The sequence below is a fragment of the Larkinella sp. VNQ87 genome, from assembly GCF_049445795.1.
Taxonomy (GTDB): domain Bacteria; phylum Bacteroidota; class Bacteroidia; order Cytophagales; family Spirosomataceae; genus Larkinella.
Window position 1 is genome coordinate 23,891 of sequence record NZ_JBMSDT010000005.1, and the last position, 14,079, is coordinate 37,969.

Consider the following 14,079-nt stretch of genomic DNA (forward strand, 5'->3'; position numbering starts at 1 on the left):
CCGAAGGGCTACCAACCTTGTATGCAGTTAAGTACACTCTTGTATAAAGTGCCGTTGCTGTCGACGTCCGGCCATATGAATGTCGAGGTGGAGCAGTTGACGATGGATTCGCGGCAGGCGGGTCCGGGTCGATTGTTTGCCGCTATCCGAGGGACGCAAACCGATGGGCACCAGTTTATTGACAAAGCTGTCGAGCAGGGCGTTACCGTCGTTCTGTGCGAAGAACTGCCCGAAAATCGGGTCGAAACCGTCACGTACGTCCAGGTGGAAGACACCAGTTACGCGCTCGGTCTGCTGGCCGCCAATTTCTACGACCACCCTTCCCGGAAACTGAAACTGGTCGGGGTGACCGGTACAAACGGCAAAACTTCGACGGCGACCTTGCTGTTCCGGCTCTTTCGGCGGCTTGGCTATCGGACGGGCCTGCTTTCGACGGTGCAGAACCAGATCGACGAAACCGTCATTCCGGCCACGCACACCACGCCCGATACCATTGCGCTGAACGAATTATTGGTGCAGATGGTGCAGCGGGGCTGTACGCACTGCTTCATGGAAGTTAGTTCGCACTCGGTCGTGCAGCACCGCATTGTCGGCTTGCACTTTGCCGGGGGTATTTTCACGAACATCACCCACGACCACCTCGATTTTCACAAGACCTTCGATAATTACATCAAGGCCAAAAAAGGCTTTTTCGATCAACTGCCCGCGTCGGCCTTTGCCCTAACCAACCTGGACGACAAGCGGGGGCTGGTGATGCTGCAAAACACGGTCGCCCAGAAAGAAAGCTACTCGCTGCAAACGCTGGGATCGTTCAAGGGCCGGTTGTTGTCGGAAGGTCTGTACGGGATGCAGATGGACATCGACGGTCGGGAAGTCTGGTTCAAGGTGACGGGACGGTTTAATGCCTACAACCTGCTGGCGGTGTACGGAGCCGCCGTGCTGCTGGGCGAAGATCGCGAGGAGGTGCTGACCCAGCTTTCGGATTTGCCGAGTCCGCCGGGCCGGTTCGAGATGGTGATTTCGGCGGATAAGCGCGTCGGGATTGTCGATTACGCCCATACGCCGGATGCCTTGCAAAACGTGCTGGAAACCATTGCCGGATTGCGCCAGGGCAACGAAAACATCATCACGGTGGTGGGCTGTGGCGGAAACCGCGACGCGGCCAAGCGTCCGATCATGGCCGAAATCGCCTGTAAGTACAGCGACCGGGTGATCTTGACCTCCGACAATCCGCGCAACGAAGATCCGATGGCCATTCTGGAGCAAATGCAAGCCGGGGTGCCGCCGGTTTCGTTTAAGAAAACCGAGACGATTGTCGACCGTCGGGAAGCGATTTTCCGGGCGGTTGCCCAATCGCAACCCAATGATGTCATTCTGGTAGCCGGAAAAGGGCACGAAACCTATCAGGAAATCAACGGTGTCAAGTACGATTTTGACGACCGCAAGGTGCTTCGCGAAGCATTTTTTTAAAAAGATATTTAATTTATTTGGCCTTATTTTGATGGGATGGCCTGGAATAATTTTCAAACATTACTTGTGCTTTATGCATTGCAGACTGTTTTCTCAAAAAAATGAGTCCTACTGCGGAGATCGCAAACAGTGTATATATTAATATTAATTTAGAATTGTGGACACTTACTTTCCATGTATAAAACTGAAAAGTATGTAAACGAGGTTTTTGCTTGAAAATAAATGCTCTAAAAAAGATTCCAACAGCTATATATATACAGCCTATAGGAATTAGGGCCGAGTGAATAACTGGAAACTGGGGCAATAGCATGGTGCTCAAGATTAGGCAACCACAAATAGCAAATCCGATAGCGGATAACCAGATTTTATATATTTCTTTCATGATGATTTATAAACGAATATAATTGTTGATTCAATTGTAAAAACGGTTTCTAATTAGATAAAGTTAGTCGCTAACAGTAACATTGATACTACTTACTATTGGCGACTAACTTTATTGGAAAATCGTTTGCAACAAACTTTAATTACGCGTAGCAAGTATCAAAACAATCTCCAAGTGCAACTAAAGCGTAGTTTTCTACAATATAGTACGTAATCACAGCCGATATTATTCCTGCAGCGCCTGCCGCCATGCCAGCAGGGCCGCCAAAAAAACCTGCAACTCCCGCCCCAGCTGCTGCAGTTGCCAAAGTCGCTGCAGCAGCTTCAATAGTATGGTAATATACATTATTACAGTTTCCTCCGCAATTAGCGATACGGGCACTTGGTGGAGAAATCATGTATAATTCGGATATCATCTGTTTAGACATAGAAGTATTTAAGGCTTTAGCAAACACTTCCTGCCTTTGATTCACGGTTAATTCTGAAAAATGAATTCTAGAGTCCAGCTTAGTTAATACATCAGAAAGCTCCTTGGCTGCTGCTATTACTGTTGCAGGGTTACTGAAAAATAGGGATAAATTATCATTCAGCTGCTGGTCAGATTTACTGGATGCAATTATATTTTCTGCATTTTTCTGATTAGACACTTTAACTTTTAGTTGACCTTCCCGTACCTGCCTACTCATTTTTGCTGATACTTTAAACAATTCAGCAAAGTAAGGATCTCTTACAAGATCATTGGCCACCAATGTTGTATTGATTTCTTTAGCTACCAATGTACTTTGCTCAATTTCTTTCTGGCATGATAGCGTAGTGAGCAGTAGTACAACGAGTGTACATTTAAGATAAGTCCGAATTTGTGTAATTGAATTCTGCATAGCTTTATAAAGTTTAAGAGGAATAATATTGTAAAAGTATTTGTTTTTGCACAAGCAATATTATACTTTGTCTACATAATATGTTAACTGCGGATTAATAAATTAAAAATATATGGAGATAGGAGAGAAAATAAGGCATTTTCGGGTGATAAAGAAATATTCTCAAGAGAATATGGCTTACGAATTAAATATATCCATTACTGCCTATGGTAACATCGAGCGCGGAAAATCAGACATAAGTTATTCTAGATTAAAACAAATTTCTGACGTTTTGGAAATGCCTGTTTATATCATAGTTGGTTACAGTGATCAAATATATTTAAATTCGAATAGGTCAGTTCATACCAAGTACGGTCAAAACCGAGTTGAGAGTATTTTTGCTACCAACAGGGACTTTCTGCAAGAATTGCAGGTAGCTGAGCTAAAGATTGAAGCACTTGAGCGGGAGCTTTCACTTACGAATGAACTCCTAGACCTGCTAAAAAGCTCAAGATGTTGAAAAAGCTTTTCAAGTTTGATAACAGTGTACTTATATTTGGACATAAATATGATAGAAATTGGGCGGAAACTACGGGTCCGTTCCTGCAATTATGCTGTATTACCTTTTCACCTACCTCGACCAGCAGTTCGATTTTCCCGGTGCCGGGCTTTTTCAGTATTTGTCCTTTCGGGCGGGGGCGGCCATCACACTCTCGTTGCTGATTGCGGCTGTTTACGGGCGGCAGATTATCGACATGCTGCGAAGCCTGCAAATCGGGGAGGAAATCCGGGATCTGGGGCTGGCGGGTCAGATGCAGAAACGCGGAACGCCTACGATGGGCGGTTTTATTATCTTGGCGTCGTTGGTTTTCCCAACGCTGTTGTTCGCCAAACTGACCAACGTTTACATCGTTCTGCTGCTGGTTTCGACCATCTGGACCGGCCTGATCGGTTTTCTGGACGATTATATTAAGGTGTTTAAAAAGAACAAAGAAGGATTACAGGGAAAGTTCAAGGTCGTCGGGCAGGTCGGTTTGGGCGTGATTGTGGGCCTGACCTTGTATTTTAATGATTATGTAAAAATCCGGGTATACAAACCGGGTGTAATCGACACCTCGATAGGTCAGATAGAGAACGGAGCCTATCAGGACATTAAATCCATGTCGACAACGGTTCCGTTTCTGAAGAACAACGACTTCAATTACAGCGCTTTGATGCCGGATTTTATTCCGGACGGATACACCTGGATTCTGTACGTCGCCATCGTGATCTTTATCATCACGGCCGTATCCAACGGAGCCAACATCACCGACGGCATCGACGGGCTGGCGGCCGGTACGTCGGTCATCATCGGGCTGACGCTGGGCGTATTTGCTTATCTGTCGAACAACAAACCGCTGTCGCAGTACCTGAGCATCATGTACATTCCGAATTCGGGCGAAATGGTGATTTTCTGCGCGGCTTTTGTCGGGGCTTGTATCGGTTTTTTGTGGTACAATTCGTATCCGGCGCAGGTGTTCATGGGCGACACGGGGAGTTTGATGCTGGGTAGCATCATTGCCGTGCTGGCGCTGGCTACCCGGAAAGAACTGCTGATTCCGGTCATGTGCGGTATTTTCCTGGTCGAACTGGTATCGGTGATTATGCAGGTGAGTTATTTTCGGTATACGAAACGACGATTTGGGGAAGGGCGACGGATTTTTCTGATGTCACCGTTGCACCACCATTTTCAAAAGAAGGGCTACCACGAAGCCAAAATCGTGACCCGGTTCTGGATTGTTGGCATTATTCTGGCCGTTATTACGTTAGTGACTTTGAAACTGCGCTAACGTCAGAAGGAAGACTATTCACCTTCCGACGATTTTAGCCATGACCGAAAAAGAACGCTTGAACCAGTTAGAACCTTTGATGGCTGAATTTGCCCTCAAGCAGGACCGGATGCTGGGGCAGATCGGTATGCTTGTTGATCAGGTTTCGCTGCACACTGTCCGCCTGGACGACCTGACCCGGCGGGTCAATGTTATTGACCAGAAAGTTGATTCGCTCGACCAGAAAATTGATTCGCTTGACCGGAAAGTTAATTCGCTTGATCAAAAAGTTAATTCGTTCGACCAAAAAGTTGATTCGCTGGGAAGTGGGTTAGCTACTCTGACCGTTGATGTTCACAAGCGTTTTGACCGGCTGGAGCAGCGGCAAGGCAATCTTGAAGAGGGGCAAAACCGGCTCGAACAACGGCAAACTAAGCTTGAGGAAGGCCAAAACCGGCTGGAGCAGCAGCAGGGTAAGCTTGAGGAAAGTCAAAACCGCCTTGAACAACGGCAGAGCAAGCTCGAAGAAGGCCAAAACCGGCTGGAGCAGCGGCAGAGTAAGCTTGAAGAGGCCCAAAACCGGCTTGAACAGCGGCAGGGTAAGCTTGAAGAGGCCCAAAACCGGCTCGAACAGCGACAAAGTAAGCTTGAAGAAGGGCAGAAACGGTTGGAGCAACGTTTTGACCGTTTAGAGTCCCGGATGGACAAATTTGAATCCCGGATGGATCAATTTGAAACTCGCTTCGAGAAATTCGAAACCCGGATGGAAAAAATGGAGCAAAACCAGGAGCTTATTATCATGCTGTTAAAAGAACATCTGAAATAGCGGAAAATTTCGAACAGCCTTGTATTTCAGAAATATAGACTCTATATTTGCACTCCCGTTTTCGGACGGGAGTTTTTGTGTATAGCGCAAGTAATTGTCTATCAATATATAATCTCCCATAAACAAGTGGATACGTTAAGCTACAAGACCATTTCGGCCAACAAAGCGACGGCGCAGAAAGACTGGGTGGTCATTGACGCGGAAAATCAGGTGTTAGGTCGGTTGGCAAGCCAGGCGGCAAAAATCATCCGCGGCAAGAACAAAACCAACTTTACTCCGAACGCCGACTGTGGTGACAATGTCATCATCATCAACGCGGAGAAAATTAAATTGACCGGCAGCAAGCTGACCGACAAAGTCTACGTGCGTCATACGGGTCACCCGGGGGGGCAGCGTTTCCGGACACCCCGCGAAATGATGGCGAAAAACCCGGCTTTCATTCTGGAACACGCCATCAAAGGCATGTTGCCGAAAAACCGCCTGGGTCGCCGGTTATTTACCAACCTCTACGTGTATGCCGGTGGTCAACACCCGCACGCATCGCAGCAACCGAAAGAAATTAAACTGGAATATTAATAATAGAGGTTAGACGTAAGACAAGAGACAAACGGATTCGAACACCTCGTCTCGTCTCTTCTCTCTCGTCTTTCGTCTCATGTCTTAAACAATGGAACGAATCAACGCATTAGGTCGCCGAAAAACAGCCGTGTCGCGCGTGTACCTGTCAATCGGTACCGGCAGCATTGTTATCAACGGGCGGGATTACAAACAGTATTTTCCTACGGAAGTTCTGCAAATCGTTCTGAAGCAGCCGCTGGCCACCATCAACGCTCCGGAAGGATACGACGTGAAAGTAAACGTTCGCGGGGGTGGGATTTCCGGTCAGGCCGAGGCAACCCGGATGGGGATTGCCCGGGCTCTGTGCGAATTGAACCCCGAGTTTCGGCCCGCTTTGAAAAAAGAAGGCTTCCTGACTCGCGATTCCCGCATGGTCGAGCGGAAAAAATACGGTCGCGCCAAGGCCCGTCGCCGGTTCCAGTTCTCGAAACGTTAATTTTTGCAGTTTAAGGTTTACAGTTTTTAGTTTACAGTTCGGAAATGCTGTGTTAACTATAAATTATAAACTTTAAACTTAAACCGTCCAGACCGTACTTGTTGTTGCCGACGTGCGGTGCTGCGTATTTATTTTTTCATTCTTTATTCTTACTAAAAAATGGCACAAGTCGAGTACAAAGACCTTCTGGATGCGGGTGTGCATTTTGGCCACTTGACCCGGAAATGGGATCCCCGTATGGCACCGTACATCTTCATGGAGAAGAACGGTATCCATATCATTGACCTGAACAAAACCCTGGCGTCGATCGACGAAGCATCGGCTGCCATCAAAGGGATCGTTCGTTCGGGCCGCAAGGTGATGTTTGTTGCTACCAAAAAACAAGCTCAGGAAATCGTAACGGAGGAAGCGCGTCGCCTGAAGATGCCCTACGTGACCGACCGCTGGCTGGGTGGTATGTTGACCAACTTCGCTACCATCCGGAAATCATTGAAGAAGATGCAGGGCATCGAAAAAATGATGAAGGATGAAACGACCTACAAAAGTCTGGCAAAACGCGAACGGTTGACCGTATCGCGGGAGAAAGATAAACTGGAGCGTGTACTGGGCGGTGTAGCCGATCTGACCCGTCTGCCGGCTGCGTTGTTTGTGGTCGACGTAAAACGCGAACACATCGCCGTCTCGGAAGCAAAACGCCTGGGCATCCCGGTTTTCGCCATGTGCGACACCAACTCAAACCCGGATGATGTCGATTTCCCAATCCCGGCCAATGACGATGCCTATAAGTCGATCCGCCTGATTACGCTGGCGATTGGCAAGGCCATCGAAGAAGGGCTGCTAGAACGGAAGCAGGATAAAGACGATCAGCGTCTGCAGGAAGAGGAAGAGGCAAAACGCGCTGAAGATGTCCGGTCGCAGGCCGACGACGATAGCGCCGTAGAAGCGGAAGTGAGCAGCCCGGTGGCCGCCGACGAAACCGACGAGCAGGAGAGCTAAGACTATCTACGAGCAACCATGTTGCCAAACGAATATACCGGATAGCCCGTAGCCTCGCTATGGGCTATTCCGTTTCAGGCGGCCAGTAACGCCTGTTGCCCTTCAAATTGTTTACCAGCACAACAGACCAACGTAATAACCGACAATTTAGACTCAAATCATGGCAATTACCGCACAAGACGTTAACAGACTCCGGCAGGAAACAGGCGCCGGGATGATGGATTGTAAAAAAGCGCTTACCGAAGCCGACGGCGATTTCGAAAAAGCGAAAGATATTCTGCGGAAACAAGGTCAGAAAATTGCTAGCAAACGGGCTGACAATACGACTTCGGAAGGAATTGTGTTGACGCACGTGAGCCCGGACGGAAAAACCGGCCGCATCATCGGCTTTGCCTGCGAAACCGAACCCGTTTCGAACGTGGCCGACTTCCAGAATCTGGCCATGTCGCTGATGGACAATGCCGTAGCCGCCAAACCTACAACCAAAGAAGAACTGCTGGCGTTGCCGCAGGGCGATGGCCGTGCCCTGCAGGAGCACATCACGGACCTGATGGGTAAAATCGGTGAAAAGCTGGACGTCATTGCTTACGAAGTCGTAACGGCTGAGCAGGTCGTGGCTTATAACCACTCGAACGGCAAACTGGGCGTTCTGGTTGGTTTGAATAACCTGAACGGTGCCGAAGTAATCGAAGTCGGAAAGGATATTGCGATGCAGATTGCCGCCATGAAACCGGTTGCGATCGACAAAGACGGCGTGGATTCAAGCATTGTAGAGCGCGAAATCGAAATCGGCAAAGACCAAGCCCGGGCCGAAGGCAAACCGGAAGCCATGCTGGAGAAAATTGCGATGGGTAAGCTGCAGAAATTCTACAAAGAAAATACGCTGCTGAACCAGGAATTCGTGAAAGACTCGTCGCTGACAATCGCTCAATTGCTGGATAAAACCAGCAAAGGATTGACTGTTTCGGCGTTCAAGCGTGTTGCTATCGGGTAATTGCTCGATTCACTATACTAATTTTAGTTTTAGAAAGCCCGGTCTATTTGATCGGGCTTTTTTTTATGAAATATATTACTTTTTGGTTTTATTTGTACATCCAATATATTTGATTGCTAAGACAGTAACAAGGCGTGTGCTTTATGTTATGAAAAGCAAATTACGTAGCAGTTAGTAAGTATAAATCGTCCTACCTATGATTGCACCGTTAGAGATCAAGCGCATGAGCGACGAAGAACTGGTAAGGCTTTACGTCGATAATCAGAGTAACCGGTATTTCGAGCATCTATACAGCCGATATAGTGATAAAGTGTACCGGAAATGCCTCATGTTTACCAAAGACCCGGTAAAAGCAGAAGACTTTACGCACGATATTTTTCTGCGGCTCATTCTGCGGCTCAGTAGCTTTAAGGAGCAATCCCGGTTTTCGACCTGGCTGTTTTCCATTACCTATAATTATTGCACCGATCAGCTACGGACCAACCGGAAGAAAGCTGAAGTGCCGGTTGAGGAAGACATGGACTGGCTTGATGATCAGGACGACGGAAATATGATGGAAATGGAGGCTAGCCGGCTCACGTCAGCGCTGGACCATTTGACGATAGAAGAACAAAGCCTCCTCCTGATGAAATACCAGGATGAAGTCAGTATTAAAGAGATTGCGGACATTCATAACCTCAGCGAGAGTGCCGTCAAAATGCGGTTAAAGCGCGCTAAGGAGAAATTGAAGAAACGGTATATGGAAACCCTGCTGTTCCTGGGGCTGTTGGTTGCCAAATTAGTTGCATGGGCTAAATTTGACAAATAACCCCTGTCCTTTTCAGCAGATCCCTCATGGAATCAATTTACAACGTTTTCAAAGAAATTGAGTTACCGGATGCCTGCCCGCCCAATGTGAAAGAAGAACTGATATCGGAAATCGACCTAATTCGGAATTCGCTTACGGTGGTGGAAGTGTATGTCGACGATTTTTTCGGGGTCGTGTCGGCATTACTTACAGCTCTTCAACTACCCGGCGATTTACCCAAACCGTAACACCAAGCCACATCTTAATCATGGAGCGTATTCCTGCTTTTATCGATATATTAATCAATACCTTTACCTCCCTTATTAATCAGTTTATTGATTTTGTCCCCCGGATTATCGGAGCGGCCTTTATTCTGGCGGTTGGGTTCGGGGTGGCCAAAGGGTTGGCACTACTAGTGTCGAAAGTACTGGAACGGGTTGGTCTCAACCGGATTGGTGACCGGTTGACGGAAATCGATTTCATCAAGCGGCTGAAAACCGAAATCAAGCTCAGCGACATTGTTGCCAAAATTCTGTATTACTTCGTTCTGTTGATTTTCCTGATGGCGGCTACCGAAACCCTCGGAGTGTCGGCCATTACGGAAATGGTTAAGTCGCTGGTTGATTTCATTCCCCGGTTGATTGCGGCTGCGATCATGCTGCAAGTGGGGGTTCTGGTCGCCGACGCGCTGAAGGGGGCGGTTGTAACGCTCTGTCAGTCGTTTAACATTGCGTCAGGGAAGTTGCTGGGCATGATTGTATTTTTCTTTTTCCTGATCATTACGCTTATCAGTGCGCTGGGGCAAGCCGGTATCAATACCGAGTTGCTGGAGTCGAGCTTTAACCTGCTGATTGGTGGCGTTATTTTCGCGTTTGCCATCGGTTACGGGATTGCGTCCCGCGATGTGATGGCTAATATTCTGTCGTCTTTCTATAGTAAAAACCGCTTCCAAGAAGGGCAGGTCATCCGGGTCGGCGAAACGAAAGGAACCATTATCCGGATCGACAATACATCATTAACTCTCCAGACGGGCGATTCGACGACGATAATTCCGTTGCAAAGCCTTCAGGCACAGAACGTTGAAGTTTTTTAGTAGATTTGCCAATCTCCCACCGTTAAGTCCTCTGCCGTATGAAAAAATCTATTGTGCTAGTCACATTAGTTATCTGGAGTACGTTTGCAATGGCCCAAAAGCCAACAAAGCTGGATTCCATCAAGATTATCCCACTCGATACGGTTTACTGGAAGCGGTCGGCCCAGTTCGGAATTAACCTGAACCAGGGATCGTTTAGCAGTAACTGGAAGGGTGGAGGTGTCAATTCGGTGGCACTGGGCGCTTTTTTCAATGCCAAGTCTGACTACATGCAGCGCCGGTTCAACTGGACAAGCGAAGTTCAGTTGCAGTATGGTATCGTAAAAAATGAAGGCCAAAACTCCCGGAAGAACGTCGACCGCATTTTTTTGGATACGAAGGTTGGTAACCGCTTAAGCCCGGTTTGGCTGGCTTTCGGTAATATTAACTTTCTGTCCCAATTCGCACCGGGGTATCGGTACGAAACGTTGCCCAGTGGCGGAGAGCGTAGCGTACTGATTTCTAGTCTTTTTTCTCCGGCTTTTTTGACCGAATCCATTGGGCTGGAATACAAACCCGTTACGTATTTCAATTTGCAGTTTGGCCTCGGTACGATCCGGCAGACATTTGTACTCGATGATGACATTACGATTGGCGAACCGACACGGTACGGCGTTCCGCCCGGTAAAAACGTGCGGAATGAATTTGCGTTTCAGTTAATTGCCAATTTTGATAAGAATGTGGCCGAAAACCTGAATTTGAAGGCCCGGTATCAACTTTTTGCCAATTACGCAACACTCGATGCCATCGACCACCGGCTCGACCTGGCGCTGACAGCCAAAGTTAACAAGTACATCAATGTGAATCTGACCGGTATTTTCCTGTATGATCAAGACCAGGACGATGCCATTCAATACAGCCAGGGCCTGGCCATTGGCTTTTTGTATTCGTTCTGACAATCGGTTAAGCCGCTTCCGACTGCGGCAAATACAGGGGCGGAATCACCAGGCGATAATAGGTTCCATTCCGATTGGAAACTTCCAGCTTGCCGCCCGCCTGTTCACTAAGCGATGTAATCAGCCGTTTGCCAAATGAACTATTCGGAAGCTCCCACCGGCGGAGGTCCAGCCCGGTGCCATTATCCTGCACCTCGAGGGTCAATTGTGGGCGTAACAGGTGTGACTTATCGGAGGCTTCGTCGGCGGCCAGCCGGACGCGAAGAAACGGCTGCTCTACGTTTTCAAAAGCGTATTTGAACGCATTGGTCAGGATTTCATTCAGAATCAGGCCCAGTAAAATCGACAGATCGACATCGAGTTCTTCCTGTTCAATCTGCAACTCCCGGCCAAACGACCGTTTATCGTAGCCGTAGGCCAGCAGCAGGCTATCGAAAAGGTCGGTAATGTATTCCTTCATATTAATGGTCGAAACCGTATCGGTCAGGTAAAGTCGCTGGTGAATCAGGGCCATGGCTTCCACCCGTTGCTGGCTATCCCGAACGGCTTGCACGGCTCCTTCATCTTCCAGCCGTTTGGCCTGCAACCGAAGCAGGCTCGATACAATGGCGAGATTGTTTTTGACCCGGTGGTTTAATTCCCGCAGCAGTGTCTTGAGTTGGACCGACTGTTCCGTAATTTTCTGATAGCTTTCCGAAATAATTCGGTTGCTGGCTTTAAGACGGGCGTTGGTTCGGCGAATCAGGCGGTATTGCCAGAAAAGGATACCGAGTAAAAGAGCCAATGCCGCCAAACCGGCGCTTAACCAGTCCAGTTGCTGGGCTTTTCGATTATTCTCCTGATCCAGATTCTGAATTTGGGCTTCTTTTTCCCGAGCCTGGTAACGACTTTCGGCCAGAATTAATTGACGGGCCTTTTCGGCATTCAGTATGCTGTCGCTGTACATGGTTTTCTGGCGCAGGTAAGCCAATGCTTGCCGGTGCTGACCGCGTTTTTCGTAAATTCGGGTGAGTACATCGAAAACATCTTCCCGAATCTTCAATCGGTCGGGGCCGTTTTCGCTCCATTTCAACGCTAGTTGGGCATACCGCTCGGCTTCATCCAGCCGGTTCATCATCAGCAAAGTATTCGGGAAATTGACGTAAACATAACCCCGAAGGTAATCGTCGTTGTGTTCATCGGCATATTGCAGACACTGCCGGTAAATCTGTTCCGACTGGTCGTACAAACCGGCATTTTTATACTCGATAGCCCGGTTAAACAGCGTCGATATATAATCTTCGTTATGGTCTTTAAAAATAGAAATCGCCTTTTCATTGTAGGCCAGGGCTTTTTGGGAGTTATGCCGGGTATCTTCCAGGTTGGCTAATTCGGAATAGGTATCGCCCATCAAAACACCCAGTTTGTGTTGCCGGGTCAATCGCAACGCCTGGAGGTAATAACGTTCCGCCTGCTTCAGATCATTTACCAGAAAGTAGGTTTGGCCGATTCGTAGCAGAATGATGACCTTTTCGCGGGGGTTGGGGACGGCTTTGAGGTAGTCGAGCCCTTTCTGAAAGTAACCCAGCGCCTGCACAAAATTACCCTGGTCAATTTCGAGCTGGCCCAGTGAAACATATACCCGGCTGAGCTGGTGGTCATCTTTGAGGGCTTCAGCAAGGGTTAAGGCATCGCGTAGAGCGGTCAGGGCATCCCCGACCCGGCCTTTATGAAGGACGGAATCCGCGAAATTCTGATATTCCTTAATCTTGATCGTATCCGGAGCCGAAGCAACTTTTTCTTTAAGACGATCAAATGGCGAGGCAGTATAAGGATGAGCCAGCGTCGACGGGACAAACAGGAGGCTAACCCCAAAAAGAAAAAACCAATTCATGGGTTAAGGGCGGGAAAGGCTGTATGCTGGTGTTTTACCAGACCTGAAATTGTTGAATAAAGGCTTGTTTATATTGGCGGCCGAGGGGTACAGTGTGCTTACCAACGGTTATTTCCCGGTCGGTAAATCCTTCCACCTTTTTAATATGAACGGCATACGAACGATGCACACGGGCCAGTTGCATTTCACTTAGTCGGTCTAGCAGTGTGCTGATCGTGAGCCGAATGGCGTATTTTCGTTCGTTCGTGACAATGGTGGTATAGGCACCGTCGGCTTCCAGCAACAGGATATCTTCCAGCAGGATTTTAACGAACTGGTAATTGTGCTTGATGAAAATGAGATTGTCGATACGCAGAATAGTTTCGCGCGACAGGGGATCTTTTTCCAGCATGCCCTGCAGCCCATCGTCGGGTGTGACGACTTCCTGTTTGTGGCTAAAGTTATGCAGAGCAAGTTCAATGGCAATGCGAAGATTATTGATGAGGATCGGTTTGGTTAAATAAGCTGAGGGCAGGGTTTGCTTGGCCCGTTCAAGGGTTTTTTTGTCAGACAATGCCGTTGTGTAAATAACCGGTACCGGCCGGATAGCCTGAATTTGGGAGATGGTTTCGATACCGTCCCAATCGCCTTTCAGTTGAATATCGCAGACAACCAGATCGACTCGCTGGGTTTTGAAAAGTTCCAGCGCTTTCCGACCATTATTGGCAATGCCGACAACATAATAACCTTCTTCTTCGAGGGTGTCCGATAAATCCATGGCCAGGATAGCTTCATCTTCAATCACTAAAATCTGGATCTGATCGTTTTCCATATCTACACGTTGATTCAGGTACATCCGTAGTTCTTACTAAGACAGGTAACGGGCAATAACTTAATTTCCTCGTTTCTTTCCCATACCAAAATCGGCTGTTCAGGTACCAGGATCAGTCGTTAATTGCCATTTCTAAATACGGAAATTAAAGGGGGTTATATTTGTGAAATTCTTTAATAACGCCTTGTCTACCG

General features: G+C 48.0%; 15 protein-coding genes. 12 read left to right on the forward strand and 3 right to left on the reverse strand.

Translation table 11 applies throughout. The annotated features are described in order from the left end of the window. Positions 1 to 21 precede the first annotated feature (21 nt). Positions 22 to 1,470 carry a UDP-N-acetylmuramoyl-L-alanyl-D-glutamate--2,6-diaminopimelate ligase gene (locus tag ACO2Q8_RS09585; protein ID WP_423344580.1) on the forward strand — a complete coding sequence of 483 codons (1,449 nt, stop codon included), beginning with the start codon at positions 22 to 24 and terminating at the stop codon, positions 1,468 to 1,470. Between the two features lie 524 nt (positions 1,471 to 1,994). Here the strand turns inward: ACO2Q8_RS09585 and ACO2Q8_RS09590 are convergent. After that, complete coding sequence (locus tag ACO2Q8_RS09590) at positions 1,995 to 2,729, reverse strand: hypothetical protein (protein WP_423344581.1); 735 nt, start codon at positions 2,727 to 2,729, stop codon at positions 1,995 to 1,997. A 112-nt stretch (positions 2,730 to 2,841) separates the two neighbouring features. On the opposite strand from ACO2Q8_RS09590, the gene ACO2Q8_RS09595 reads away from it, so the two are divergent. The 11 genes from ACO2Q8_RS09595 (at position 2,842) to ACO2Q8_RS09645 (ending at position 11,201) form a co-directional block, all read left to right on the forward strand. Beyond that, the gene (locus ACO2Q8_RS09595) at positions 2,842 to 3,228 is read left to right on the forward strand and encodes a helix-turn-helix domain-containing protein (protein ID WP_423344582.1); all 387 of its coding nucleotides are present in this window, start codon (positions 2,842 to 2,844) and stop codon (positions 3,226 to 3,228) included. A 91-nt stretch (positions 3,229 to 3,319) separates the two neighbouring features. Next, a complete protein-coding gene (mraY, locus tag ACO2Q8_RS09600; protein ID WP_423344583.1) occupies positions 3,320 to 4,537 on the forward strand; it encodes a phospho-N-acetylmuramoyl-pentapeptide-transferase in 1,218 nt (405 codons plus the stop codon). A 79-nt stretch (positions 4,538 to 4,616) separates the two neighbouring features. Continuing rightward, positions 4,617 to 5,342: a hypothetical protein gene (locus ACO2Q8_RS09605; protein WP_423344584.1), complete on the forward strand. Its 726-nt coding sequence runs from the start codon at positions 4,617 to 4,619 to the stop codon at positions 5,340 to 5,342. Between the two features lie 126 nt (positions 5,343 to 5,468). Further along, entirely contained in the window at positions 5,469 to 5,918 is a 450-nt protein-coding gene (gene rplM / locus ACO2Q8_RS09610) for a 50S ribosomal protein L13 (RefSeq protein ID WP_423344585.1), read from the forward strand. 91 nt (positions 5,919 to 6,009) lie between these two features. Next, the gene (gene rpsI, locus ACO2Q8_RS09615) at positions 6,010 to 6,396 is read left to right on the forward strand and encodes a 30S ribosomal protein S9 (protein WP_379848018.1); all 387 of its coding nucleotides are present in this window, start codon (positions 6,010 to 6,012) and stop codon (positions 6,394 to 6,396) included. A gap of 159 nt (positions 6,397 to 6,555) precedes the next feature. After that, entirely contained in the window at positions 6,556 to 7,392 is an 837-nt protein-coding gene (gene rpsB, locus ACO2Q8_RS09620) for a 30S ribosomal protein S2 (protein WP_423344586.1), read from the forward strand. 160 nt (positions 7,393 to 7,552) lie between these two features. Then, positions 7,553 to 8,386 (forward strand): translation elongation factor Ts, encoded by an 834-nt coding sequence (tsf, locus tag ACO2Q8_RS09625; protein WP_423344587.1) that lies wholly within the window; start codon positions 7,553 to 7,555, stop codon positions 8,384 to 8,386. Positions 8,387 to 8,582: 196 nt separating this feature from the next. Next, positions 8,583 to 9,194, forward strand: coding sequence for an RNA polymerase sigma factor (locus tag ACO2Q8_RS09630; protein ID WP_423344588.1), 612 nt, complete (start codon positions 8,583 to 8,585; stop codon positions 9,192 to 9,194). Between the two features lie 26 nt (positions 9,195 to 9,220). Continuing rightward, positions 9,221 to 9,421 carry a hypothetical protein gene (locus ACO2Q8_RS09635; protein WP_423344589.1) on the forward strand — a complete coding sequence of 67 codons (201 nt, stop codon included), beginning with the start codon at positions 9,221 to 9,223 and terminating at the stop codon, positions 9,419 to 9,421. Between the two features lie 20 nt (positions 9,422 to 9,441). Then, positions 9,442 to 10,266: a mechanosensitive ion channel family protein gene (locus ACO2Q8_RS09640; RefSeq protein WP_423344590.1), complete on the forward strand. Its 825-nt coding sequence runs from the start codon at positions 9,442 to 9,444 to the stop codon at positions 10,264 to 10,266. Positions 10,267 to 10,304: 38 nt separating this feature from the next. Next, positions 10,305 to 11,201: a DUF3078 domain-containing protein gene (locus ACO2Q8_RS09645; protein ID WP_423344591.1), complete on the forward strand. Its 897-nt coding sequence runs from the start codon at positions 10,305 to 10,307 to the stop codon at positions 11,199 to 11,201. 7 nt (positions 11,202 to 11,208) lie between these two features. Here ACO2Q8_RS09645 and ACO2Q8_RS09650 read toward each other — a convergent pair whose 3' ends face one another. After that, positions 11,209 to 13,074, reverse strand: coding sequence for a histidine kinase dimerization/phosphoacceptor domain -containing protein (locus ACO2Q8_RS09650; protein ID WP_423344592.1), 1,866 nt, complete (start codon positions 13,072 to 13,074; stop codon positions 11,209 to 11,211). A 34-nt stretch (positions 13,075 to 13,108) separates the two neighbouring features. After that, a complete protein-coding gene (locus ACO2Q8_RS09655; RefSeq protein WP_423344593.1) occupies positions 13,109 to 13,885 on the reverse strand; it encodes a response regulator in 777 nt (258 codons plus the stop codon). Positions 13,886 to 14,079 lie beyond the last annotated feature (194 nt).

Coding starts and splice junctions, on each gene's coding strand:
- ACO2Q8_RS09640 (WP_423344590.1), top strand. CDS start 9,442: ATGGAGCGTATTCCTGCTTTTATCGATATATTAATCAATACCTTTACC.
- rpsB (WP_423344586.1), top strand. CDS start 6,556: ATGGCACAAGTCGAGTACAAAGACCTTCTGGATGCGGGTGTGCATTTT.
- ACO2Q8_RS09630 (WP_423344588.1), top strand. CDS start 8,583: ATGATTGCACCGTTAGAGATCAAGCGCATGAGCGACGAAGAACTGGTA.
- ACO2Q8_RS09590 (WP_423344581.1), bottom strand. CDS start 2,729: ATGCAGAATTCAATTACACAAATTCGGACTTATCTTAAATGTACACTC.
- ACO2Q8_RS09635 (WP_423344589.1), top strand. CDS start 9,221: ATGGAATCAATTTACAACGTTTTCAAAGAAATTGAGTTACCGGATGCC.
- rpsI (WP_379848018.1), top strand. CDS start 6,010: ATGGAACGAATCAACGCATTAGGTCGCCGAAAAACAGCCGTGTCGCGC.
- ACO2Q8_RS09595 (WP_423344582.1), top strand. CDS start 2,842: ATGGAGATAGGAGAGAAAATAAGGCATTTTCGGGTGATAAAGAAATAT.
- ACO2Q8_RS09655 (WP_423344593.1), bottom strand. CDS start 13,885: ATGGAAAACGATCAGATCCAGATTTTAGTGATTGAAGATGAAGCTATC.
- ACO2Q8_RS09605 (WP_423344584.1), top strand. CDS start 4,617: ATGGCTGAATTTGCCCTCAAGCAGGACCGGATGCTGGGGCAGATCGGT.
- ACO2Q8_RS09645 (WP_423344591.1), top strand. CDS start 10,305: ATGAAAAAATCTATTGTGCTAGTCACATTAGTTATCTGGAGTACGTTT.
- ACO2Q8_RS09650 (WP_423344592.1), bottom strand. CDS start 13,074: ATGAATTGGTTTTTTCTTTTTGGGGTTAGCCTCCTGTTTGTCCCGTCG.
- mraY (WP_423344583.1), top strand. CDS start 3,320: ATGCTGTATTACCTTTTCACCTACCTCGACCAGCAGTTCGATTTTCCC.
- ACO2Q8_RS09585 (WP_423344580.1), top strand. CDS start 22: ATGCAGTTAAGTACACTCTTGTATAAAGTGCCGTTGCTGTCGACGTCC.
- tsf (WP_423344587.1), top strand. CDS start 7,553: ATGGCAATTACCGCACAAGACGTTAACAGACTCCGGCAGGAAACAGGC.